Below are 23,482 nucleotides of genomic sequence, written 5' to 3'. Positions count from 1 at the left end.
CGGGGGACGGACGAGGAGGATTCGGACGGCTATTTCCTCGGGGGTCGGTCGCTGACCGCGCCGGTCATCGCGGGATCGCTGCTGCTCACGAACCTCTCGACCGAACAGATCGTGGGCCTCACGGGACAGGCGTATTCCGAGGGCATCCTCGTGATGGCGTGGGAGACGCTCGCGGCGATCGCGATGGTGGTGACCGCGCTGGTGTTGCTGCCGCGCTACCTCAAATCGGGCATCTCGACGATCCCGGGCTTCCTGGAGGAGCGCTACGACGCGCAGACCAAGACCGCGGTCTCGCTGCTGTTCCTGTCGGGCTACGTCGTGGTGCTTCTGCCGATCGTCCTCTACTCGGGCGCGCTGGCGCTCTCGACGATGTTCGACGTGCCCTCGATCCTGGGGGTGAGCGACACCGCGGCGCTCTGGATCACGGTCTGGGCGATCGGCATCATCGGCTCGATCTACGCCATCTTCGGCGGGCTGAAGGCGGTCGCGGTGTCGGACACGATCAACGCGGTGGGCCTCTTCGCCGGCGGGCTCATGGTGCCGTTCTTCGGCCTCCTGGTGATCGGCAACGGCAGCCTCGCGGACGGCCTGTCGACCCTGTGGGTGGAGCACCCGGAGAAGTTCGACGCGATCGGCGGACAGGACTCCTCGATCCCCTTCGCCACCATCTTCACCGGCATGATGCTGGTGCAGCTGTTCTACTGGGGCACCAACCAGGCGATCATCCAGCGCGCGCTCGGCGCCAAGAACCTCGCCGAGGGCCAGAAGGGGCTTCTCTTTGCGGGCGTCCTGAAGATCTTCGGGCCCGTCATCGTCGTGCTGCCGGGCATCATCGCGTTCCACCTCTTCTCCGATCTCGACGTGGCCGACCGCGCCTATCCGCGGCTGGTGACCGAGGTGCTGCCGTTCCCGCTGCGGGGCTTCTTCGCGGCGGTGCTCTTCGGGGCGATCCTGTCGTCGTTCAACTCGGCGCTGAACTCCTCGGTGACGCTCTTCGGGGTCGACATCTACCGCCAGTACTTCAAGCCCGAGGCCTCCGACCGGCAGACGGTCTCGGCCGGCAAGAAGTTCGGCGCGCTCCTCGCCGTCGCGTCGATGACGATCGCCCCCTTCATCGCCAACGCGCCGCAGGGCCTCTTCGGCTACCTGCAGGAGGTCAACGGCTGCTATTCGATCCCGATCCTGACGATCATCCTCGTCGGCATCTTCACCCGGCGCGTGCCGCCCGTCGCAGCCAAGATCGGCCTCGCCCTGGGCGTCGGCCTCTACATCCTCAGCCAGTTCGTCCTGAAGCCGCTGGTCGTAGGGGCCGACAACTACCCGCACTTCCTGCACGTCATGGCGACGCTCTTCGTGATGAACGTCATCATCATGCTGGTGATCGGAAGGATGTACCCGCGGACCGAGGCGTTCGTGGCCCGCGACAGCCACGCGGTCGACATGGCGCCGTGGTCGCTCGCCAAGCCCGTGGGCGCGGCCATCGTACTGGTCGTCGTCTCGACCTACTTCGTCTTCACGTGACGATCGCGAGGGGGGCGGCGACGGCCGCCCCTCGCTCCGAACCCGCCGCAGCGAGGCGGCGGGAGTTCCGGGCTCAGCGCCGGGACTTCAGGCTTTGCTCCAGGCGAGGCGCGCCCGCGGCACGGTCCCCGGCGAGAGCGGCGAAGTAGGCGGCGATACGGCGGTTCAACGAGCTGATCATGTCTGTCTCCAAAGGCTTGCATTTTCGTTAGCGCGAACATGCCACTCGGACCGCGTCTTCGGAACAGACACTTCGGAAGAGCCGAGTTGCACCTGCTGCAAGGGCCTCTTGGCAGGGCGAGGAGCTCCCGGATCGGATGGGTCTCGCTCCCGGTTCTCGGACGGAGAATGAGGAGACTGGACAACAGAACGGTATCGCCTTCGACGTCCGGTCTGCCGATGCCAGTAAGACTGTATCCGGCCTGCCCATGAAACTGACAGGGAAGCGAGAACCCCTTTCAGCCTCCGCCGTAGGGTAATTCGCATGTCGATCGCGCATGACCCGAGAGCGCTTCGCAATCCCGTAATCCTTTCCGCACCTCACGCCGGTCCGGGCAACGGTGTGTCGGCCATTGGCATGATCGTTCCATTGAAGACACCGGACTGGCCCCTATACAAACGGCGCGAGCGACATCCATGTGCGGGAAGGAAACGAGAATGAGCGAGCATCGCGTGCCCGAACAGGTCGACGTCGCGATCATCGGCGGCGGCATCGCCGGTATCTCCGCGGCAATCGAGCTCGCCGCGCGGGGCCGATCGGTGGCGCTCTTCGAGAAGGGGCGCGTCGGTGGGGAGCAATCCTCCCGCAACTGGGGCTGGATCCGCAAGCTCTCGCGGGATCCGCGGGAGATGCCGCTGATGATCGAGAGCACGCGGATCTGGTCGGACCGCGCGCCGCGCCTCGATGCCGATGTGGGCTTCGGCACGCGCGGGATCACCTATCTCGCGCAGGACGAGGCTGAGATGGCCGCGCGGCAGGACTGGCTCGACGCCGTATCGGAATTCCAGCTCGACGCGCGGATGATGGGCCCGGCGGAGGCCGACGCGGTCATCGGCCGCGACGACCGACGCTTCGCGGGTGCGATCCACATGCCCTCCGACATGAGCGCGGAGCCACGGCTCGCCATCCCCGCAATGGCGCGCCTCGCGCGTGACAATGGTGTCACCATCGCCGAGGGCTGTGCCGTGCGCGGGGTGGAGACGCGCGCTGGACGGATAAGCGCCGTGATCACGGAACAGGGGCGCACGGGCTGCGAGGCCGCGGTACTCGCCGGCGGCGCCTGGTGCCGAACGTTTCTCGAAAATCTCGGCATCCACATCCCCCAGCTCGCCATCACCTCCTCGGTCCTGCGCACCGAGGCCGCGACGATGATCGCGGACGGCCCGATCGGCTCGGCCGGTGCCTCGATCCGGCGGCGCAAGGATGGCGGCTACACGATCGCGCGCTCGAACGCGGCGCGTTTCGACCTCATCCCGGCCGCGTTCCGGCATTTCGGAGCCTACCTGCCCCTTCTCAAGGAACGCTGGCGGATCGTGACCCTCCGCGCCGGTCCTTCGTTCTTCGGGCCGCTCGGACATGCCCGCTGGTCGGAGGACGAGGTCACGCCCTTCGAGCGCCACCGCGTGCTCGACCCCGCGCCCGATACCCGTCTCCTCGACGATGTCCTCGCCACGGCGCGCGATCTCTACCCTGCCCTCCAGGGCGTGGGCGTGGCCGAGCGATGGGCCGGAATGATCGACGTGACGCCCGACGAGATCCCCATGATTGACGAGATCCCCGGATATCCGGGGTTCTTCATCGCGGCCGGCATGTCCGGGCACGGCTTCGGGCTCGGCCCCGGAGTCGGGCGGCTCGCCGCCGATCTTGTCGATGGCCGCCATCCAATCGTCGATCCCACCCCGTTCGCACTTGCCCGATTCCGCAGCTTCGAGGCGGCATGATGGTGCGGCTGTGCAGTCGGATTGACCTCCGCCGATGAAGCCGAAGGCTCGTGGAAGTTCCTCCGAAGCGGCAACCTGCATCACTTTGCACAATTCGAAGGCAGCTGCATCCGATCTGCTCTCGCTGATTTTGAAACGGTCCCCCGAGCCATTCCAATGTGCGACCGAACCTCTTCTCGTTGCCGGGAAACGCATGACCCGCCCCGCAGACTATCGGCCGGGGTGCGCGAAAACGGGAGATGTTCCGAATGGACAAGGCCGAACTCAAGAAGGCATTCCTCGAGAGGATGAGCGCAAAGATGGGCCGCCGGGCCGTCCTGAAGGGGATGGGGGCGGGACTGATCGCGGCGGGAGGGAACGGCGTCTTTCCGGGCATCGCGCGGGCGCAGCAATCGGGACATATCCGCATCGCGTCGATCAAGGTCATCGATACGCTCGATCCGCACTTCACCGGTTTCCTGTCGTCGATCCAGATCATCAACAACATCCATAACGGGCTTCTGAAGATCACCTATGACGGCGAGGAGGTGCGGTTCGAACCCGACCTCGCCAAGACCTGGGAGCTCGAGGACGATCGGACCCACCTCTTTAAGCTTCGCGAGAACGTCAAATTCCACGACGGCACTCCGTGCGATGCGGAGGCCGTGAAGTTCTCGCTCCTGCGCGTGAAGGAGGGAGAGCCGGAATCGCCCCATGCCTGGAAACTCGAACAGCTCGAGGAGGTGGAGATCGTCGATCCGCTGACCGTCCGTCTGCACTTCTCGCAGGCCAACGCGTTCCTGCCGGTCGCCCTAAACGGCTCCACCGGGCGGGCCGGCACGATCGTGAGCCCGGCCGCCGTCGAGAAGTTCGGCCAGGATTACGGCCGCAACCCCGTCGGCACCGGTCCCTTCCGCTTCGTCTCCTGGCGGGAGAACGACGCGATCGAGCTCGAGGCCAATCCCGATTACTTCGAGGCGGGCCTGCCGAAGCTCGAACGTGCGACCTTCGTCCTGATGAACGAAGCCTCCACCGCGGTCGCGGCGATGATTTCGGGGCAGATCGACGGCATGACCGATTGCCCGATGCAGCTCGTCCCCCAGATCGAGGCCTTTCCCGGCGCCAATCTCTACGGCGAGATCGAGGGTAACTACACCTTCTTAGGCATGAACAATCAGCGCGCGCCCTTCGACGACATCAACCTGCGCCGCGCGGTGGCTTGGGCGCTCGACCGCGAGACGATCCTCGCGCAATCCTATTTCGGCCGGGCGATCCAGGCCTATACGCCGATCTCGCCGCCGATGACGAAGTTCTACGACCCCGACATCGCGACCTCTGGCCGGGGCCAGTGGTTCGACCTCGAGAAGGCCAAGCAGTTCCGCGCCCAGGCCGCCGATCAGGGCGAGGTTCAGGCCACCTACATGATGGCAGAACGCGGCCCCGTGGGCACCCGTGTGGCGCAGACCGTGGCGCCGATGCTGGCGCAGATCGGCATCCGGGCCAATCTCGAGCTGATCGAGCCCGCGACCTGGGTACAGCGGCGCAACGCGGGCGATTTCGACCTCTACGATTTCGAGTGGGTCGCCGATCTCGACCCCGACGAGGCGATCTATCCGGAATTCCGCTCCGACGGCGCCTGGAATTACTGCGGCTGGCAGAACGCCGATTTCGACCAGCACTGCGCCGATGCCCAGGTCACGCTCGATACCGAGGAGCGGCGGCGCCTCTACTATGCCGCGGAGGATCTGCTGATGGACGAGGCGCCGATCGCGATCATGGCGCATATGCCGATCTACAAGGTGTTCTCCACGAAAGTGGACGGATTCCAGTATATCCCGGCAGATCTCGTGAACCTGCATTCGGTCAGTCTCACCGGATGATCCTGCGCGGCCTCGTCCGGATCGGCCAGACGCTCGTCGTACTGCTGATCGTGTCCTTCGCCACGTTCGGGCTGCTGAAACTCGCGCCGGGCGACCCGGTCCAACTGGCGCTCGGCGCGGAATATTCGGAGACCGCCTATCGTTCGCTGCAACGGGAGATGGGCCTCGATCAGCCGTTTCTCGTGCAGTACCTCGCCTGGGCCCGCGACTTCGCCACCGGCGATTGGGGCAGGTCCTATGTCGCGCGAACCGACATCTTCACCTTCGCCGTGCTCGAAGCGTTGCCGGTCACGCTGACGCTCGCGTCCCTGTCGTTGTTCTTCGCGATCCTCATCGGCGTGCCCCTCGGTGTCCTGTCGGCGGTGAAGAAGGACAGCATCTTCGACGCGGGCGCCGCCGTTTTCGCGCTCACCGGAACGGCGTTCCCGTCCTTCCTCCTCGGCATCCTGCTGATCTGGCTTTTCGGGGTGAAGCTCGGGCTCTTTCCCGTGATGGGGTACGTCTCGCCCTGGCAGGATCCGGTCACGGGGCTTTACCACATGGTGCTGCCGGCTCTTACGCTCTCGACCTACTTCATCGCGATGATCACCCGGCTGACGCGCGCCACGCTCATCGAGGTGCTGGAGCAGCCCTACATCGCCGCCGCGCGCGCGCGGGGCGAGCCGCGCTGGCGGGTGATCTGGGTCCACGGGGTGCGCAACATTGCCATGCCGCTCGTCACCATCCTCGGTCTGCAACTCGGCACGCTCCTGCAGGGCACAGTCCTGACGGAGACGGTGTTCTCCCTGCCGGGCCTGGGGCAGATGATCACCGATGCGGTGCTTTCGCGCGAATATGTCGTCGTGCAGGCCGGCGTGATGCTGACCGCCACGCTCTTCATCACGATCAACCTACTCGTCGATCTGTCCTACCCGTTCCTCGATCCGCGATTGAGGGCGCGCTGATGGCCGCCGTCACCGACATGGACAGCCCGACGCCCGCACCCGCCGCGGCCACGGGGCCGGGACGACGCTCGAGCCTCTTCCTCCGGCGCCCCTTCTTCACAATCGCCCTCCTCGCCACGCTGGCCTATGTCGGCGCGGCCGTCTTCGCGCCGTGGGTCGCCCCCTACGATCCCGTGCAGCAGAGCATCGACGCGATGATGGCGCCGCCCGGCCCCGCGCATTGGCTCGGCACCGACAGCTACGGGCAAGACATCCTAAGCCGGATCATCTACGGCGCGCGCTACGCGCTCGTCATCGGCCTCTGCTCCGTCCTGATCGGCGCGGCAGGCGGTCTCGTCATCGGGCTTGCCGCCGGTCTCGCGGGAGGGTGGGTCGAATGGGCGTTGATGCGGGTCATCGATTCCATCCTCGCGCTTCCGTCGCTGATCATGGCGGTGGCCTTCATCGCCATTCTCGGCCAGGGCGTGGACAAGGTCGTGATCGCGGTCGGCCTGTCGATGATCGGGCCCTTCGCACGGACCGTCCGCGCCGACGTCATGCAGGTGCGCGTACAGCTCTATATCGAGGCGGCACGGCTCATGTCGATCCCGCGCTGGCAGGTGATCGCGCGACACGTCCTGCCGAACGTCGTCTTCCCGCTCGCCGTGCAGGTGACGATCCGCATTTCCGAGGCAATCCTCGTCTCCTCCTCGCTGTCCTTCCTCGGCATCGGTGTGACACCGCCCACACCCGATTGGGGGCTGATGATCGCCGAAGGGCGCGGCTTCGTGGCCTTCGCGCCATGGATGTCCGCCATGCCGGGCCTCGCCCTCGCGCTCCTCCTCATCGCGCTCTCGATCCTCGGCGACGGCATCCGCGAGGAATACGACCCGAAACTCCGGGGCGGGTCATGAGCTCCGCCGCGCTTCTCGAAGTCGAGGATCTGACGCTTCATCGGGGCGGCAACCGCATTCTCGATCACGTCACGCTCTCCCTTGCGCCGGGAGAGACGCTGGCCCTCGTGGGCGAAAGTGGCGCGGGCAAATCGACCATCGCCACCGCCCTCATGGGGCTTCTGGGTCCGAAGGACGCGAGGATCGAGGGGCACGCGCGGCTCGAAGGGCAAGGCGAACTCTTGGGCATGCCGGAGCGACGCTGGTCGAAGCTGCGCGGGCGGCGGCTGTCGATGATCTTCCAGGATGCGGGCTCCGCGCTCAATCCATGCTTCACCGTGGGTCGGCAGCTCGTCACCGTGCTGCGCCGCAACCTCGGATTGAGCCGCACGGCTGCCCGCGCCCGTGCGCTGGAGCTCTTCGAGAGGGTGGGTATCAACGATGCGGAGGCGCGGCTCTCGGCCTATCCCCACCAGCTCTCGGGGGGCATGCAGCAGCGGGTCATGGTCGCCATCGCGCTCGCCTGCAATCCCGACCTCCTCTTCGCCGACGAGCCCACCTCCGCGCTCGACGTCACGATCCAGGCCCAGATCATCCGCCTGATCCTCGACGAGACGCGCACGCGCGGCGCGTCCTGCATCTTCGTGCTGCACGACCTCGCGCTCGCGAGCCAGTCCTGCGACCGGATCGTCGTGCTCTATGCCGGGCAAGTGGTGGAATCGGGCGTGACCGCCGAGATCCTCGAGGCCCCGCGCCATCCCTACACGGCCCAGCTCAAATCCTGCGTGCTCGAGATCGGCACGCGCGACCTCGATCCGCCGGAGGGCAGCGTCGGATCCTACGCCGCGATGCCGAAGGGTTGCCGCTTCGCCCGGCGCTGTCCGCGCGCCCTGCCCCGTTGCGCGGAGGAACGCCCGCCGCTCGTCCCCGCGCCCGACGGCGACCGGGCGCTCGCCTGCTGGAATCCGCTATGACGGACATGGCCCCAGGAACCGCCGCACGGCCCGAGCAACCGGTCTTCGAGCTTCTCGACGTCGAGAAGGTGTTCCAGGTCCGCCCGCCGGGCAGCATCTTCTCGCGCCGTACGGTCGGCCTGCCCGCGCTCGACGGGGTGCGGCTCAAGGTTCGCCGCGGCGCGAGCGTCGCGCTTGTCGGGGAAAGCGGTTCGGGCAAATCCACGCTCCTGCGCGTGCTTCTCGGGCTCGACGAGCCCACGAACGGGCGCGCACTCTACAACGCCCGACCCATCGGGGAGATGCGCCGCGCCGGGCCCGCCTTCGCCCGCGACGTGGCGATGGTCTACCAGGATGCCCGCGGCTCCATCGACCCGCGCATGAACGTGGGCGCCGCCATCGCCGAGCCTCTGCGCCATTTCGGGATCGTCCCGCCGGGCGAGATCCCCGGCCGCATCGCAGAATTGCTGGATCGCGTCGGCCTCTCGCCCGACACCGCGCTGCGCTATGTCTCCGGGCTTTCAGGAGGGCAGGTCCGCCGCGTGGCCATCGCCCGCGCGCTCGCTTCCGAGCCGTCGGTCCTCGTCGCCGACGAAGCCGTCTCGGGCCTCGACGTCTCGACGCAGGCTCAGCTTTTGAACCTGCTGCGGCGACTTCAACGGGAGATGGGGCTGACGCTCCTCTTCATCACCCACGATCTGGGCGTGGCGAGCTATCTCTGCGAGGAGATCGCGATCATGTATCTCGGCCGAATCGTGGAGACTGGGCCGACCGATGCGGTCCTCGCCGCGCCGGCGCATCCCTATTCCGCGGCCCTGCGCAAGGCCGCGCCGGAATTCTCCGCGCCGATCACGGAGCCCCTGCCCGGCGAGATCCCGAGCCCGCTGAACCTGCCGAAAGGGTGCCGGTTCGCCGGGCGCTGCCCGCGGGCCGCCGCCGATTGCCGGGACGTCGATCCGGAACTTAGATCGCACGGGGCGGGGCGGATGGTCGCCTGCCTCCATCCCCTCGACGCGCCCTAGCCGCGTTCGGGCCCTCCGGTCTCGCCGATATCCCAGAAGAGACCCGCCATCAGCCCGAGCGCGTCGCGGCTCACTGATTTCAGCAGGTGCTCGTCGGGCGCATGCTGCGAGCAGCCGCGGTAGGAATGGGGCACCCAGATCGTGGGCAACCCGAGGATGTCGACGAAACTGTCGTTGGGCAGCGATCCCGCGAGGTTCGGTAGGACATGCGGCGCGCGGCCCGACGTCTCCTCGATCGACGCCGCGACGAAGCGCGCCCAGGGATGGTCGGGAGACAGCCGCGTCGCGGCGAAGAAGCCGCGGTCATGCGCCCTGACCTCCACGTCCCCGAACCCCTCCCGGTCGAGATGACGGCGCAGCGCGGGCAGGATGTCGTCGGGATCGGTACCCACGACGTAACGCAACTGGCAGGTCGCGCGGGCGGAGGCGGAGATGGCGTTCACCGGCGCCTCCGGCACGCCGCTCGTCATGGCGAGGACGGCGAAGCTGTTCCAGCCGAAGACCCGCTCGGCGGGGGTGAGATCGGCCTCGCCCCAATCGGGGTCGATGGCGGGTCCCGCCTCGCCCTCGAGAGGCAGATCGCGAAGCGCCGCGCGGATGTCGTCCGTCAGGCTCGTCGGGCGCCATTCGGGGACCAGGATTTGTCCCCTCCGGTCGACGATCGAGGCGAGCGCATGGGCCAGGATCGTGGCCGGATCGGAGAGGAGCCCGCCCCAATTGCCCGAATGATGCGCTCCTTCACGCAGCTCTAGGACGAGATCGAAGCTCGTCCCCCCGCGCGAGCCCATGAAGATCGTGGGCGTTTCTGGCTGAAGACGCGGGCCGTCCGACGCGATCAGGACGTCCGCAGCGAGCCGCTCCTTCTCCGCCTCGAAGAACTCGGGCAGGCCGACCGATCCCGTCTCCTCCGAGGTCTCGATGACGATCTTGACATTGAAGCCGAGCGCACCGCGCGTTTTCATCAGCGCTTCGAGCGCAGCGATGTTGACGAGGTGCTGGCCTTTGTTGTCGGCCGTCCCGCGCCCGTAGAGCCGATCGCCCTCCTCCTTCAGGTCGAACGGATGCAGCCCCTCGCGCCAGGCATCGGCCTGCGCGCGGATGACGTCGCCATGCCCGTAGATCAGCACCGTAGGGCGCGCCGGATCCTCGATCAGCGTCGCGAGGAGGATCGGCCCGCCGCGCGGATCCGTGTTCTCGAAGCTCTCGCAGTTGAAGCCGAGAGCCGACAGTCGCGGTCGCATCCCCTCGGCGAGGTAGCGGCGGCATTCGTCGCGCGCATCTGGGTTCTGGCTCTCGCTGCCGATGGCGACGAGCGCCGCGAGATCGGCGCGGAACGTGCCCGCGTCGAAATAATCCTGCGCCGCCGCGATCGCTGACGACCTGTCGTCCTTGTTCATGGCCGGACCTATTCCGCCGCGATGGGCGGCATCGTCTCCGCCGGGATCGGGTTGGCGTAGGGCTGTTCGGCCAGATACTCCTCGTGCGCCTTTCTGGCAGAGGCCCGCAGGTGCTCGTCCGTCATCGCGCGCCGGGCCGTCGCCGCCATGAGCTTGGCCGCATGCAGCATACCCTTGTGCGCGGCGGGGTTGCGGCCCTGCGCGGTCTGTTGCCAGGAATGGAGCGCGGTACCCACGGCGCACGTCGCCACGCGTGCCTGCACGGTCGGCACGGCCCAGCTCACGTCGCCCACATCGGTCGACCCCATCCCGCCTGTCATCGGCCGATCGAGCGGCGCCACGAAATCGAAGAGCGGCAGGTCGTAATCGGGCTTCGCGCCCACCTGCCGGAACGTGTCGGCGATGTCGGCGCGCGTGAAGGTCTGGCGGATCTCCTCGGCGAACTTCCTGTCCTCGGCGTCGAAGGGTACGGGCCCGAGCGCGTCGAATTCCCGCTGCATCGCTTCGGAGAGCGGGCGGTTCTCCACGAGGTTGGAGACGGCGGAAAAGACGCGGGAGGAGACCTGCGTGCCCGCCATCATCGCGGCGCCGTCGGCGATGGCGCGCACCCGCGTGACGAGGTCCGCGAGGCCGGCGAGGTCGGGGCTGCGGATGAGCTGTCGCACTGTCGCGGTCGATTGCACGACGTTTGGCGCGATCCCGCCCGCGTCGAGATAGGCGTAATGCACCCGCGCGGCGTCCGGCATGTGCTCGCGCATGTAGTTCACGCCGATATTCATAAGCTCGACGGAGTCGAGCGCCGACCGGCCGAGCTCCGGCGCGCCCGCGGCGTGGGCGGCGCGACCGGTGAAGGTGAAGTCAATCCGCGTGTTGGCCAGCGAGCGCATGTCGTCGACGGCGCTGTAGCTTCCGGGATGCCAGGTGATGGCGATGTCCACGTCGTCGAAGAGGCCGTCGCGGACCATGTAGGTCTTGGCCGCACCGCCCTCCTCCGCCGGGCAACCGTAATACCGGACGCGGCCCGCGATCCCCTCGGCCTCGAGCCAGTCCTTGACCGCCGTGGCGGCCGACATCGCGGCGGATCCGAGGAGGTTGTGACCACAGCCATGCCCCATGCCCGTCTCGGAAATCGGCTTCGGCTCGGCGAGACCCGGCGCCTGGCTCAGGCCCGGCAGCGCGTCGTATTCACCGAGGATCGCGATTACCGGGCCGCCCTCGCCCGCCTCGCCCATCACCGCGGTCGGGATGCCGGCGAGGTTCTCGGTCACGCGGAAGCCCTGCTCGCGCAGCATCGCGGTATGCTCCGCACAGGAGCGTTTCTCGGTATAGGCGATCTCCGGCGTGTCGAAGACGCGGTCAGCGAGGCCGGTGAAGGCTTCGGCGCGGGCGTCGACATGCGACCAGATCGGGTTTTCGTTTTGCATTGGGTTCTCCTTATCGATTCCGCCCGTGGCCGGACGGGGGCCTTTCGCGACGTCAGGCCTCGTCGTTCAGATGGCACGCCGAGAGCCGCCCCGGGGCGACTTCCTTCAGGACCGGTACCTCCTTGCGGCAGCGCTCGTGCGCGTGTGGACAGCGCGGATGGAAGTGACAGCCCGAAGGCGGATTGAGCGGCGAGGGGATCTCGCCCTTGATCGCGGAATAGATGCGCTTTTCCGTCTCGAAGGTCGGGATCTCCGCAACGAGCGCCTCGGTATAGGGGTGGTTCGGCTGCTTGAGCAGATCCTCGGCCGCGCCGAGTTCCACGAGCCGGCCGAGATACATGACCGCGATCCGGTCGGAGATATGCTCGACCACGCCCAGATCGTGGCTGATGAAGAGGTAGGTGAGCTCGAATTCCTCGCGCAGTCGTACGAAGAGATTGAGGACCTGCGCCTGGATCGAGACGTCGAGCGCGGCCACGGATTCGTCGCAGACGATGAAGTCCGGCTTGACGGCCAGCGCCCGCGCGATGCCTACCCGGGCACGCTGTCCGCCGGAGAACTGGTGGGGATAGCGCTTGGCGGTGGAGGGATCGAGACCGACCTGCTCAAGGATGTCCTCCACGTAGGCGGCGACCTCCCGGCGGCCGACGATGCCGTGGACCTGCGGCGCCTCCCCCACGATGTCGCGCACGCGAAGGCGCGGATTGAGAGAGGACATCGGATCCTGGAACACCATCTGGACCTTCAGCGCGGCGTTGCGGGCCTCCGCCCGGCTCATCGCGCTCCGGTCCTGGCCGCGGTAGAGGATGCGGCCATCGCTCGGCTCGGAGAGCCCGGCGACCATGCGCCCGAGCGTGGACTTGCCGCAGCCCGACTCGCCGACGAGCCCCATCACCTCGCCGCCGCGGATGTTGAGCCGCACGCCGTCCACCGCGTGGACGGTCTGCTCCTTGATCCCGGCGCCGAGCCTGTTGGCGGTCCGCTCCGCGATGTCGAGGTGCCGCGTGAAGCGTTTGGAGACGTCGTCGATCTCGATGACGGGGGTGTCGGTCACGTCGGGGCGGCCTCCTCGGCAAGGGGTTCGGTATGGGGATGGACGCAACGCACGCGGCGGCCCGTCTCCCGCTCCTCGAGTGGCGGTTCCGGCTTGCACGCCGCGTCCGCGCGGGGGCAGCGGGGCGCGAACTTGCAGCCCTCCGGCAGTTTGAGGAGCGAGGGCGTCATGCCCTTGATCTGTCGCAGGAGCGTGCCGTGTTCCTTGCCCTGCGGCACGCTCTCGATGAGGCCCTTCGTATAGGGATGCATGGGCTTCGAGATGATGCCCGCGGTCGTTCCTTCCTCGATGATCCGGCCCGCATACATGACCGCCAGCCGGTCAGCGAGGCCGGAGACCACGGCGAGGTCGTGGGTGATCCAGATGAGCGCCGTGCCCGATTGCGCACAGAGCGCCTGCATCTCCGACAGGATCTGAGCTTGGATCGTCACGTCGAGCGCGGTCGTGGGCTCGTCGGCAATGATGAGGTCGGGCTCGTGTAGGAGCGCGATCGCGATCGCCACGCGCTGGCGCATGCCGCCCGAGAACTGGTGCGGGTAGGCCTGCAGCCGCTCGTCGGGCGACGAGATACCGACGCGGACGAGCGCGTCGCGCGCACGGGCGAGCGCCGCCTTGCGGGAGACATCGGCATGGGCCTGGACGGTCTCCACCATCTGCGTGTCGATCCGGAGCACCGGATTGAGCGTCATCATCGGATCCTGGAAGATCATCGCGATGCGCTTGCCGCGGAGCTTCTTCATCGCCTTCTCGCCCCCCGCGACGAGATCCTCGCCGTCGAACAGGATACGGCCTCCCGCGACGCGGCCCGGCGGATCGACGAGGCCGAGGATCGAGAAGCCGGTGACCGACTTGCCGGAACCCGACTCGCCCACGAGGCCCAGGATCTCGCCACGGTCGAGCGACAGGCTCAGCCCGTCGACCGCCTTGGCGATTCCGTCGCGCGTGTGGAACTGCGTCTGCAGGTCGTGGATTTCGAGAAGCTTCGTCATGTGTCGAGCCGCGGGTTCAGGACGTCGCGCACGCGGTCGCCGACGAGGTTGATGGCGATGATCGTGAGCACCAGCGCGATGCCGGGAAAGATGCTGATCCAGTAGCGCCCCGACAGGAGATAGTCGTAGCCGTTGGCGATCAGCAGCCCGAGCGACGGCTCGGTGATCGGCACGCCCACGCCCAGGAACGACAGCGTCGCCTCCAACGCGATGGCCTGCGCGATCTGGACGGTCGCGACGACGATGAGGGGCGGGACGCAATTCGGCAGCAGGTGGCGGAACATGATCCGCCGGTCCGACAGCGCGAGGCTGCGTGCCGCGTCGATGTAATCCTTGCGCCGCTCGACGATGGCGGAGCTGCGCACGGTCCGCGCGTAATAGGCCCATTGCACGATGACGAGGGCGAGGATCACCTTGTCCACCCCGCGCCCGAGCAAAGCCAGCAAAATGAGCGCGATGAGGATCGCTGGGAAGGACAGCTGCAGATCGACGATCCGCATGATAAAGCTGTCTATCTTTCCACCGAAATAGGCGGCCGTCACCCCAATCACCGTGCCGATCGTGATCGCGAGGCCGAGCGAGACGGCGGCGACGAAGAGGCTGATACGGAGCCCGTACATGATCGCGGAGACCATGTCGCGGCCCTGTGTGTCGGTGCCGAGCCAGAAGGTCATCCCCGTCCCGAAACTCGACTCACCGGGCTGCAGGCCGCCATCCATGATGCTGAGCTGCGCGAGGTCATACGGGTCCTGCGGCGCGATCAGAGGCGCGAAAATGGCGATGAGCGCGATCAGCACGAAGAGGATCAGCCCGACCACCGCGATCGGATCGGAGGCGAATTCGCGGGCGAAGCGCTTGGCGGGGCTGTCGATCTTGACGGCCACCGGGCCGTCGGGGGCCGGTATGTCGTCGGTCGCGGCGTCTGTCATCCCTTCATCTCCGACAGGCCGATCCGTGGATCGAGCAGGGAATAGATCACGTCGACGACGAAGTTGATCGTGACGATGATGAGGACGGTGAGCATGAGGTAGGCCACGATCACCGGGCGATCGAGAAGGTTGATCGAGTCGATCAGCAGCTTGCCCATGCCGGGCCAGGCGAAGACCGTCTCCGTCACGATGGCGAAGGCAACCATGGAGCCGAGTTCGAGCCCGATGATCGTCACGACCGGAATCATGATGTTCTTGAGGATGTGCACGAGGACGACGCGACGGCCCGAAAGGCCCTTGGCCCGCGCGAACTTGACGTAATCCTGCAGGCAGACCTCCCGCGTGTTGGCACGCGCAAGGCGGATGATCAGCGACATCTTGAAGAGCGCGAGGTTGATCGCCGGAAGGATCAGGTGTGACAGCCCGTCGAGCGTGAGGAAGCTCACGCGCATCCCGAGGAATTCCGTCGTCTCCCCGCGCCCGCCCGCGGGCAACCAGCCCAGCAGCACGGCGAAGATGAGGATCAGCAGCATCCCCTGCCAGAAGTTCGGCAGCGAGAAGCCGAGGATGGAGCCGCCCATGATCGTGCGCCCCGCGATGCTGTCGGGACGCAGCCCCGCCCAGACGCCGAGCGGCACGCCAAGGCCCACCGACAGGATCAGTGCCACGAAGGCCAGTTCCATCGTCGCGGGTAGCCGGTCGAGGATGATGTCGACCGCCGGACGACCATAGACGAAGGAATTCCCGAGATCGCCGTGCAGAGCGTTCCAGACGAAGATGCCGAATTGCTCGTAGAGCGGCCGATCGAGGCCCAGCCGCGCCGTCGTGGCGGCGATCTCGGCCTGCGTGGCTTCCGGGTTGATCAGCACGTCGATCGGATTGCCGATCGCGTAGACGCCGAGAAAGACCAGCACGGCCATCGCGGCGATGGATAGCACGCTCTGGCCGAAGCGGCGAATGAGATAGACGATCATGCCGCTCTCCTAAGGCGTCGGGCGGGGGGAAGGACGCCCGGCGGGACCGCGTCGCGGCCGCCGGGCTCGAGATCACTCGGCCGGTTTGATCTCGGAGACGAGCGTGTACTGGTCGCGGCGCGGCTCGTAGGAGAGCTCGGGCGCCATCGCCCAGACCGTCACCTCGTAATGCAGCGGAATGATCCCGTATTCGTCGAGCGCGATCGTTTCCGCCTCCTGCAGCAGGCTCTCGCGTTCGGCGTCGTCGAGGGTCGCCATCGCTTCCACGATCAGCCCGTCGACCTCCGAATTGCTGTAGCGGCCCGGATTGGTCGTGCCGAGCCCCGCTTCCGGGTTCCAGCTCGCGACGAGCGAGCGCAACGGCGACGACATCTCGCCCGACGCGGCACCCCAGCCCGCAAGCCACAGCGGAAAGTCCTGGTTGTTGCGGCGGGAGAAGAACTGGCTCGCAGTCATCGCGTCGACATTCACCGTCACGCCGATCTGCGCCAGCATCTGCGCGATGGCCTGCGCGATCTGCTCGTCGTTGATGTAGCGGTCGTTGGGCGCGCCGAGCGTGACGGTGAACCCGTCCTCGTAGCCGGCCTCCGCCAGAAGCTCCTTCGCCCGTTCGGGATCGTAGGGATCGACGTCCCGCCCGGAGGTGCCGAACATCGGCGGCGGCAGGAGTTCACCCGCGGGTTCGGCGTAGCCGCCCATGATCCGCTCCGCGATCGCCTCGCGATTGATCGAGAGGGAGATCGCTTCCCGCACGCGCGGATCGAGGAGGGGGTTCTCGCCGTTCGGGCTCGAGATGCCGGGAGCCTCGGCTTCCGGATCCTGGAACATGTGGAGGTAGATGATGCGGTTCGACAGCGAGCTCACGACCTTGAAGCCCTCGCCTTCGATCCGGGGCACGTCCTGGATCGGCGGGTTCTCGATCATGTCGACGTCGCCTGCGAGCAGCGACGCGACGCGCGGACCGTCGCTCGTGATCGGGCGCAGGGTCACGGTCTCCCAATCGGGCGTGCCGTCCCAGTAATCGTCGTATCGCGCGAGCGTCAGCGAATTGCCGCGGTTCCAGCTCTCGAACGTGTAGGGGCCGGTGCCCACGGCGATCTCCGGATCGTTGAAGGCCGGGGATTGCGGCACGTCGCCCATCCCCTCGCATTCGCCGTTCGGCGCGAAGGTGATGTCGTCCCCTCCGCCGAGCGCCTTGGCCGACAGGATCGGCAGGACCACGATGTCGGTGGGCAGGAGCGGGTTCGGCTCCGCCGTCTCCATGATCAGCGTATGGTCGTCCTCGGCCGTCATCGACGTGATGCTGCTCATGTAGAGCGTGAAGGAGGACGGCGAATTCTGCACCATCGGCACGCGGCAGAAGGTGTAGATCACGTCGTTCGCGGTGAAGGGCGTGCCGTCGTGGAAGGTCACGTCATCGCGCAGCTCGAACCGCCAGGTCGTGTCGTCCGTCGCTTCCCACGACGTCGCGAGCAGCGGTTCGAGTTCCTGCACCGCGTTCTGCGACGTCAGCGGCTCGAAGATGGTTTGCAGGACTTGGTTGTTGGTGCTGAGCGAATGGTATTGCGGGTCGATGGAGGTCGCTTCCGACTTCAGTCCGACCGACAGGTCCTGTGCGGCGACGGGCGGAACGGTTGCAGCGGCCAGACCGGCGAGAATGGGGATCGCGGATGCTCTCATCATGGTGTCCTTCCTGTGGAATGCGCCGTCTTCGATCCGCGGCCCGTCCGAGGGGCAGGCCGCGATCCGGCTTGTCGGACACGCTATTATGCATTAACCAAATGTCAACGCAAAATTTACATGCATGAAATGCATACTCGAGTTCATGGACGATCCCCGCTCCCTCGCCCGCGACCGCCGATCGGGCATCACCCTGCGCGAACTGGAAGTTTTGCAGCGTCTCATCCAGTCCGGCACGGCGATGAACGCGGCCCGCGACCTGGGGATCTCGCAATCCGCGGTCAGCCGGCGGCTCGCGCAGCTCGAGGAACGATTGGGCCTTCGCCTGTTCGAGAGGTCCGGCGGACGGCTCGTCGCCACCGTGGAGGCGCTGTCGATCAACGAGCAGCTTCGCCCGGTCTTCGACACGCTCGAGCGGATCGTCAACCAGTCGGAAGAGGATGACCGGTCGCATTCGGGCACCCTCTCCATCGCCGCGCCGCCGACGATCGCACATCGGTTCCTCCCGCCTTTCGTGGCCGCCTTCTGCCGGCGCAACCCCGATCTACAGGTGGTGTTCGACGTGCTCGCGAGCGATGCCCTCATCACGGGGATCGCGGAATGCCGCTACGATGTCGGCCTGACCGACACCCAGCTGGCGCATGACGGAATCCGGGCCGAGCCACTGATCTCGTCGGTGTCGGTTTGCCTGCTGCCCGAAGGCCACCCGCTCGCGCGGCGGGAGGTGATCGAGCCCGGGGATCTCGAAGGCGAACCCTTCATCACCCTCTCGCGCCGACATTCCGGACGCACGGCCATCGATCGCCTCTTCGAGCGTGCGGGCGTCTCGCGGCGGATCCTCATCGAAGCGTCGACCAACGTTGCGACCGCGGATTTCGTCCGCGCGGGACTGGGCGTGGCGCTCGTCAATCCGTTCCCGATCGCCGACGAGATCGGCAGCGGCGTCATCGTTCGACCGTTCCGGCCCGTGATCCGCTACACCGCGAACGCGCTCCTGCCGTCGAGCCACGCGCCGTCCTCCGCGGCGCTGGCCTTCGTTGCCGAACTGCGCGCAGGTCTCGATACGTCGCGCTATTCCGAGGGCGATTGACGGCGGGGCATCGGGCGATGCCGCCGATCGCTGGCAACGGCACGTGCCGAAGCTTTCTCAATGTATTTCCGTTCCGGGAGATGACGCATCGCCGCGTATCTTGCCGGAGGCTCTCCGGTTCGGAGGACAAGATCGCCGATCAGATTCCGTCCGAAATCGTCAGGATACACCCCGCGCGGCATAGGTCCGGATCACATCACCCATTGGAAGCCGTCGATCGAGATGTCCTGACCGGTCACGAAGCAGGGATCCGACAGCGCGAGGAACGCCACGACCTGTGCGACATCCTCGGGCGTGCCCGGACGTCCCAGGGCGATGCCGCGGACGAGGTCCGCCTCGCGGGCCCGGATCAGGTCGTTGCTACGCTCCGTCTTGATGATGCCCGGACAGATCGCGTTGACGAGGATGTCGGGGCCGAGCTCCTTGGCGAGCGCGCGGGTCATGCCGAGGATCCCCGCCTTGGCCGCGGCATAGGCGAACTTGCTGACCGCGCTCGTGACGCCGCCGGTATGCGCGTTGAGCGACGACATGTTGACGATACGGCCCGCACCCTGCCGCTTCATCTGCGGAGCTGCGGCATGGATGTAGTTGAAGGCGCCCTTGAGATTGACGGCGATGGCGTTGTCGAACTCCGCCTCCTCGATCTCGAGGATCCCCTTCGGCATGGACCGCCCGGCATTGTTGAAGAGCACGTCGACACGGCCCCATTCCGACACGATCGCGCCCACCACCTGCGCGGCGCGGGCATGGTCGGCGACATCGGCCTCGAAGGTCAGACAGCGGCGCCCGAGCGCCTCGATCTCGTCCTTCGTCCGCGCGAGATCCTCGGGGATCAGATCGACAAGCGCGATGTCGCAGCCCCGCGCGGCCAGTTCGAGCGCCGTGCCGCGCCCGATGCCGCGCCCGCCCCCGGTCACGATCGCTGTCTTTCCGGTCATGTGGCATCCTCCGCCGCAGGTGGCACCTCGATCTCGCCCGCGAAGTGGCACGCGGAGAGCTGCGCGCCGACCTCCCGGTCGGGTGGATCGATCTCGCGGCAGATCGGCTGCACATGGGGGCAGCGCCCCTGGAAACGGCACCCTTGCGGAAGCCGGCTCGCATCGGGGGGCTCGCCTTCGAGCCAGAATGTCTCCGTCACGCGCCGCCCGCCGATCCGCGGGATCGCGGCGAGGAGCGACTGGGTGTAGGGATGCGTGGGACGGCTCATGATGTCCTCGACCGGGCCGATCTCAACGATCCGCCCGAGATACATCACCGCCACGCGGTGGCACATGAGCCGGACGACCGACAGATCGTGGCTGATGAAGATGTATGTCAGGTCGAACTGTGCGCGCAGGTCGCGAAAGAGCGAGAGCACCGTCGCCTGCACGGAAACGTCGAGCCCCGCCGTCGGCTCGTCGAGGATCACCACTTCGGGGTTCAGCATGAGGATCCGCGCGAGCCCCACGCGCCGCTGCTGCCCGCCCGAAAGCTCATGCGGATAGAGATCGATATGTCCCGCGGGAAGGCCAACGGAAACGAGGATCTCCCGAACCTTCCGGCGCCGTTCGGACGCGGGCAGATCGGTATGGATGACGAGCGGCTCCTCCAGGGAACGGCCGATCCGCCAGCGCGGATCGAGCGAGGCGCCCGGATCCTGGTAGGCGTATTGCAGGCGCCGCCGCAGGGCGCGCGCCTCCTTCGGGCTCTGCCCGGCGATATCGTGGCCGTCGAACACGATCCGCCCCGCATCGGGGGACTGGATGCCCATGATCGTCTTGCCGAGCGTGGACTTGCCGCAACCCGATTCGCCGACAAGCCCCAGGATCTCGCCGTGATGAAGGGCGAAGCTCACCCCGTCGAGCGCGCGGATCTCGCCCAGACGGCGGCCGAAGCTGCCCTTGATCGGGAAGCGGCATTCGAGCCCCTCCGTATGCAGGATCGGCGCGCTCATCGCTCCGCCCCCACGATTTCCGCTGCCTCCGCCGCGCTGCCTGCGTCGATCGGGTGATAGCATCTCACCATGTGTCCCTCCCCGGGGTGACTGGGATCCGGTCGTCTTTTGCAGTCCGCGGTCGCGCGCGGGCAGCGCGGGGCGAAACGGCATCCGGGCGGCGGGTCGTAGAAGCTCGGGACTTCCCCGGGAATGCCGGTCATGCCGCCCGCCCCCTCGGGCCGGCTGGCGAGAAGCTTGCCGGTATAGGGATGGGCGGGGGCGTTGAAGAACGCGTCGACCGGCGCCGCCTCCACGTCCTGACCCGCATACATCACCGTCACGCTGTCGCAGATCTCGTAGGCCGAGCCGAGGTCGTGCGTGGTCAGGAGCACTGCCGCGCCCCGCTCCGTCGCGAGCTTGCGCAGGAGCCCGAGGATCTGCGCCTGGATCGTCACGTCGAGCGCCGTGGTGGGCTCGTCGGCGATGATGAGGTCGGGCTCGGGCAGCAGCGCCATGGCGATCATCAGCCGCTGCCTCTGGCCGCCCGAGACCTCGTGGGGGTACTTCTTCAGGATCTGCTCCGGCTGGGGAAGTTGCACCGAGGCGAGCGTCGAAAGGATCCGCTCGCGGTCGCGCCGCCGCCGCGCGCGGGGATAGCGCGTGAAGAGCGGGTGGCGCGGCACGCCCGCGTTTTCCCGCTCCGGCGACTTCCACTTCATCAACTCGTCGACCTGCTGGCCGATAGTGAAGACGGGATTGAAGCTGGTGAACGGATCCTGCGGGATGAAGGTCACCTTCCGTCCGCGCACCCGCGCCTGATCTGCGGTCGCCGTGCGCGACAGCATGTCGGTGCCGTCGAAGCGGATCGTGCCGCCCCGTATCTTTAGCGCGTGGCGCGGCAGGACGCCCAGGATCGCGCTCGCGAGCGTGGTCTTGCCGCAGCCCGACTCGCCCACGAGGCCGCGGATCTCTCCGGGCTTCATGCGCAGCGTCACGCCGTCGAGGATATGCGCGAAGCCGGCCTCCCCCGAGAAGCCGAGGCTGAGACCGTCCACGTCGAGTAGGCTCTCGTTCATCACCGTCCCTTTCTGAGCTTCGGATCGAGCACGTCGCGAAGCCCGTCGCCGAGGAGGTTGAAGCCCATCACGACGAGGAAGATCGCGAGGCCCGGTGCGGCCGCGTACCACCATGCCTCCGGTAGGAATTCCCGCGCCTCGGAGATCGTGCGACCCCATTCGGGCGCGGGGGGCGGCGCGCCGAGGCCGAGGAATCCCAGCGCCGCCGCGGTGAGGATCGTCGCGCCCATCCCGATGGAGGTCCGCACAATGATGGCCGACAGCGTGTTGGGCAGGATGTGGAGCACCATGACGCGGAGGTCAGAGGCCCCGAGCGCCTGCGCCGCCTCCACGAAGGTCTGGCCCTTGAGCGCGCGCGTCTCCGCATAGACGAGCCGGGCCCAGAATGGCCAGTAGGTCAGCGAAAGGGCGAGGATCACGTTTTCGACCGAGGGGCCCAACGTCTGGGCGATGGCGATCGCGAGGACGATCTGCGGCACGGCGAGGAACACGTCAGAGGTTCGCATCAGCACGCCGCCGGTGAAGCGCCCGTAATAGCCCGCGACGAGCCCGATTGGCACGCCGATCGCAACCGACACGCCCACCGCGATCACCGCGATGGTGATTGTAATCCGCGCGCCGAAGAGGATCCGACTGAACACGTCGCTTCCCATCCGGTCGGTGCCGAACCAGTGCTCCGCCGAGGGCGGCTGCAGGCGATCGGTCAGGTGGAACGCCGCGACGTCCTCGGGATAGGGCGCGAGCCAGGGCGCGAAGATCGCGACGAGGACGAGCACGCCGATGATGAGCGTGCCGATGGCCGCGGCGCGGTCACGCATGAGGCGTCCGAAAAGGCTCATTTCAGCACCCGCGGGTCGATGAAGGTATGAACGATGTCGACGAGGAGATTGATGACGATGAAGACCACGCCCACGAGGATCGAGAAGCCGAGGATCGCCTTGGTGTCCGATTGCAGGATCGACTGCACCGCGTAGGTGCCGAGGCCCGGCCAGTCGAACACCGCCTCGACCACGACCGCGCCCGCGAAGAGCGTGCCGAAGACGAGGCCGATCTGCGTCACCGTGGAGATCAGGGCGTTCCTGAGCACGTATTTCCAGACGATGAGCGATCGCGGAAAGCCCATCGCCGTCTCGTAGAGGACGAAGTTCGAGTTCACGACCTCGAGCACGCCCGCACGGGTGAAGCGCACGAGTGTCGCCGCGGCGGGCAGCGAAAGGGTGATCGCGGGCAGGATCAGGTGGCTCAACGCGCTCTTCAGCGAGGCCCAATCGCCCTGCAGGATCGAGTCGATCACCACGAAGCCGGTGATGTTCTCGGGCCCGAAGCCCGAGATGCGGCCGTTGAGCGGAGTCCAGCCGAGGCGGGTGGAGAAATACATCTGCAACTCCATCGCGAGCCAGAAACTCGCGACCGCGAGGCCCGAGATCGACAAGAGCCGGAGGATCTGGTCGGTGAGCGAATTGCGGCGGATCGCGGAGATCACGCCCAGCGGCACGCCAAGGCCGATGGCCAGGATCATGGCGGCGAAGGTCAGCTCCAGCGTCGCGGGCAACCTGTGGAGAAGGTCGGAGGAGATCTCCCGCTGGGTATAGAGCGAACGCCCCATATCCCCCGTCACGAGGTCGCGCAGATAGATGCCGAACTGCACGATGAGCGGCTCGTTCAACCCCATCTGCTCGCGCAGCGCGTCGATCTGCGCCTGCGTGGCGTTCTCGCCCGCGACGATCCGGGCGGGGTCGGTCGGGACCACGTTCGAGATCAGGAAGACGACGATGATCAGTCCCAAAAGTGTGGGCACGAACCAGACGAGTCGGGACAGCACGAGTTCAACGCGGCGCATGG

Annotated in this window: 20 protein-coding genes; 8 read left to right on the top strand and 12 right to left on the bottom strand. The window is 67.1% G+C overall.

Features of this window, described 5'->3' with window-relative positions; all coding sequences use genetic code 11:
* The 7 genes from LX81_RS13750 to LX81_RS13720 form a co-directional block, all read left to right on the top strand.
* On the top strand, positions 1–1,521 hold a 1,521-nt coding region (locus LX81_RS13750; RefSeq protein ID WP_111537899.1), incomplete at its 5' end, for a solute:sodium symporter family transporter.
* 657 nt (positions 1,522–2,178) lie between these two features.
* On the top strand, positions 2,179–3,462 hold the full coding sequence (locus tag LX81_RS13745) for an NAD(P)/FAD-dependent oxidoreductase (protein WP_170133942.1): 1,284 nt from the start codon (positions 2,179–2,181) through the stop codon (positions 3,460–3,462).
* A 248-nt stretch (positions 3,463–3,710) separates the two neighbouring features.
* Positions 3,711–5,321, top strand: coding sequence for an ABC transporter substrate-binding protein (locus tag LX81_RS13740; protein ID WP_111537897.1), 1,611 nt, complete (start codon positions 3,711–3,713; stop codon positions 5,319–5,321).
* On the top strand, positions 5,318–6,265 hold the full coding sequence (locus LX81_RS13735) for an ABC transporter permease (protein ID WP_111537896.1): 948 nt from the start codon (positions 5,318–5,320) through the stop codon (positions 6,263–6,265). Before LX81_RS13740 ends, LX81_RS13735 begins: the two co-directional genes overlap by 4 nt.
* Entirely contained in the window at positions 6,265–7,158 is an 894-nt protein-coding gene (locus LX81_RS13730; RefSeq protein ID WP_234822613.1) for an ABC transporter permease, read from the top strand. The genes LX81_RS13735 and LX81_RS13730 overlap by 1 nt, the downstream gene beginning before the upstream one ends.
* Positions 7,155–8,111: an ABC transporter ATP-binding protein gene (locus LX81_RS13725; RefSeq protein WP_111537895.1), complete on the top strand. Its 957-nt coding sequence runs from the start codon at positions 7,155–7,157 to the stop codon at positions 8,109–8,111. Before LX81_RS13730 ends, LX81_RS13725 begins: the two co-directional genes overlap by 4 nt.
* The gene (locus LX81_RS13720; protein WP_111537894.1) at positions 8,108–9,112 is read left to right on the top strand and encodes an oligopeptide/dipeptide ABC transporter ATP-binding protein; all 1,005 of its coding nucleotides are present in this window, start codon (positions 8,108–8,110) and stop codon (positions 9,110–9,112) included. The genes LX81_RS13725 and LX81_RS13720 overlap by 4 nt, the downstream gene beginning before the upstream one ends.
* Here LX81_RS13720 and LX81_RS13715 read toward each other — a convergent pair.
* The 7 genes from LX81_RS13715 to LX81_RS13685 all read right to left on the bottom strand — a co-directional run bounded on the left by LX81_RS13715 (position 9,109) and on the right by LX81_RS13685 (position 17,562).
* The gene (locus LX81_RS13715; protein WP_111537893.1) at positions 9,109–10,509 is read right to left on the bottom strand and encodes a M20 family metallopeptidase; all 1,401 of its coding nucleotides are present in this window, start codon (positions 10,507–10,509) and stop codon (positions 9,109–9,111) included. The genes LX81_RS13720 and LX81_RS13715 overlap by 4 nt on opposite strands.
* A gap of 8 nt (positions 10,510–10,517) precedes the next feature.
* Complete coding sequence (locus LX81_RS13710; RefSeq protein ID WP_111537892.1) at positions 10,518–11,933, bottom strand: M20 family metallopeptidase; 1,416 nt, start codon at positions 11,931–11,933, stop codon at positions 10,518–10,520.
* A 52-nt stretch (positions 11,934–11,985) separates the two neighbouring features.
* Complete coding sequence (locus LX81_RS13705; protein WP_111537891.1) at positions 11,986–12,987, bottom strand: ABC transporter ATP-binding protein; 1,002 nt, start codon at positions 12,985–12,987, stop codon at positions 11,986–11,988.
* Positions 12,984–13,976, bottom strand: coding sequence for an ABC transporter ATP-binding protein (locus LX81_RS13700; protein ID WP_111537890.1), 993 nt, complete (start codon positions 13,974–13,976; stop codon positions 12,984–12,986). Before LX81_RS13700 ends, LX81_RS13705 begins: the two co-directional genes overlap by 4 nt.
* Complete coding sequence (locus LX81_RS13695) at positions 13,973–14,905, bottom strand: ABC transporter permease (protein WP_111537889.1); 933 nt, start codon at positions 14,903–14,905, stop codon at positions 13,973–13,975. The genes LX81_RS13700 and LX81_RS13695 overlap by 4 nt, the downstream gene beginning before the upstream one ends.
* Positions 14,902–15,879 carry an ABC transporter permease gene (locus LX81_RS13690; protein ID WP_111537888.1) on the bottom strand — a complete coding sequence of 326 codons (978 nt, stop codon included), beginning with the start codon at positions 15,877–15,879 and terminating at the stop codon, positions 14,902–14,904. The genes LX81_RS13695 and LX81_RS13690 overlap by 4 nt, the downstream gene beginning before the upstream one ends.
* Positions 15,880–15,951: 72 nt before the next feature.
* Positions 15,952–17,562, bottom strand: a complete 1,611-nt coding sequence (locus tag LX81_RS13685; RefSeq protein ID WP_111537887.1) for an ABC transporter substrate-binding protein — start codon at positions 17,560–17,562, stop codon at positions 15,952–15,954.
* Positions 17,563–17,683: 121 nt separating this feature from the next.
* Between LX81_RS13685 and LX81_RS13680 the strand changes: the two genes are divergently transcribed.
* Positions 17,684–18,649: a LysR substrate-binding domain-containing protein gene (locus LX81_RS13680; protein ID WP_111537886.1), complete on the top strand. Its 966-nt coding sequence runs from the start codon at positions 17,684–17,686 to the stop codon at positions 18,647–18,649.
* Positions 18,650–18,840: 191 nt separating this feature from the next.
* On the opposite strand, the gene LX81_RS13675 is transcribed toward LX81_RS13680, so the two are convergent.
* The 5 genes from LX81_RS13675 to LX81_RS13655 are packed head-to-tail and all read right to left on the bottom strand — an operon-like array spanning position 18,841 to position 23,480.
* On the bottom strand, positions 18,841–19,587 hold the full coding sequence (locus tag LX81_RS13675) for an SDR family NAD(P)-dependent oxidoreductase (RefSeq protein ID WP_111537885.1): 747 nt from the start codon (positions 19,585–19,587) through the stop codon (positions 18,841–18,843).
* A complete protein-coding gene (locus LX81_RS13670; RefSeq protein WP_111537884.1) occupies positions 19,584–20,582 on the bottom strand; it encodes an ABC transporter ATP-binding protein in 999 nt (332 codons plus the stop codon). The genes LX81_RS13675 and LX81_RS13670 overlap by 4 nt, the downstream gene beginning before the upstream one ends.
* Positions 20,579–21,640 carry an ABC transporter ATP-binding protein gene (locus LX81_RS13665; protein ID WP_111537883.1) on the bottom strand — a complete coding sequence of 354 codons (1,062 nt, stop codon included), beginning with the start codon at positions 21,638–21,640 and terminating at the stop codon, positions 20,579–20,581. Before LX81_RS13665 ends, LX81_RS13670 begins: the two co-directional genes overlap by 4 nt.
* Entirely contained in the window at positions 21,640–22,479 is an 840-nt protein-coding gene (locus LX81_RS13660; RefSeq protein ID WP_111537882.1) for an ABC transporter permease, read from the bottom strand. The genes LX81_RS13665 and LX81_RS13660 overlap by 1 nt, the downstream gene beginning before the upstream one ends.
* Entirely contained in the window at positions 22,476–23,480 is a 1,005-nt protein-coding gene (locus LX81_RS13655; RefSeq protein ID WP_111537881.1) for an ABC transporter permease, read from the bottom strand. The genes LX81_RS13660 and LX81_RS13655 overlap by 4 nt, the downstream gene beginning before the upstream one ends.
* Positions 23,481–23,482 lie beyond the last annotated feature (2 nt).

It is taken from the genome of Palleronia aestuarii, assembly GCF_003253995.1.
Taxonomy (GTDB): Bacteria; Pseudomonadota; Alphaproteobacteria; order Rhodobacterales; family Rhodobacteraceae; genus Palleronia; species Palleronia aestuarii.
Note: the sequence above shows the minus strand (reverse complement) of the source record. Positions and strands in the feature narration are given on the sequence as shown.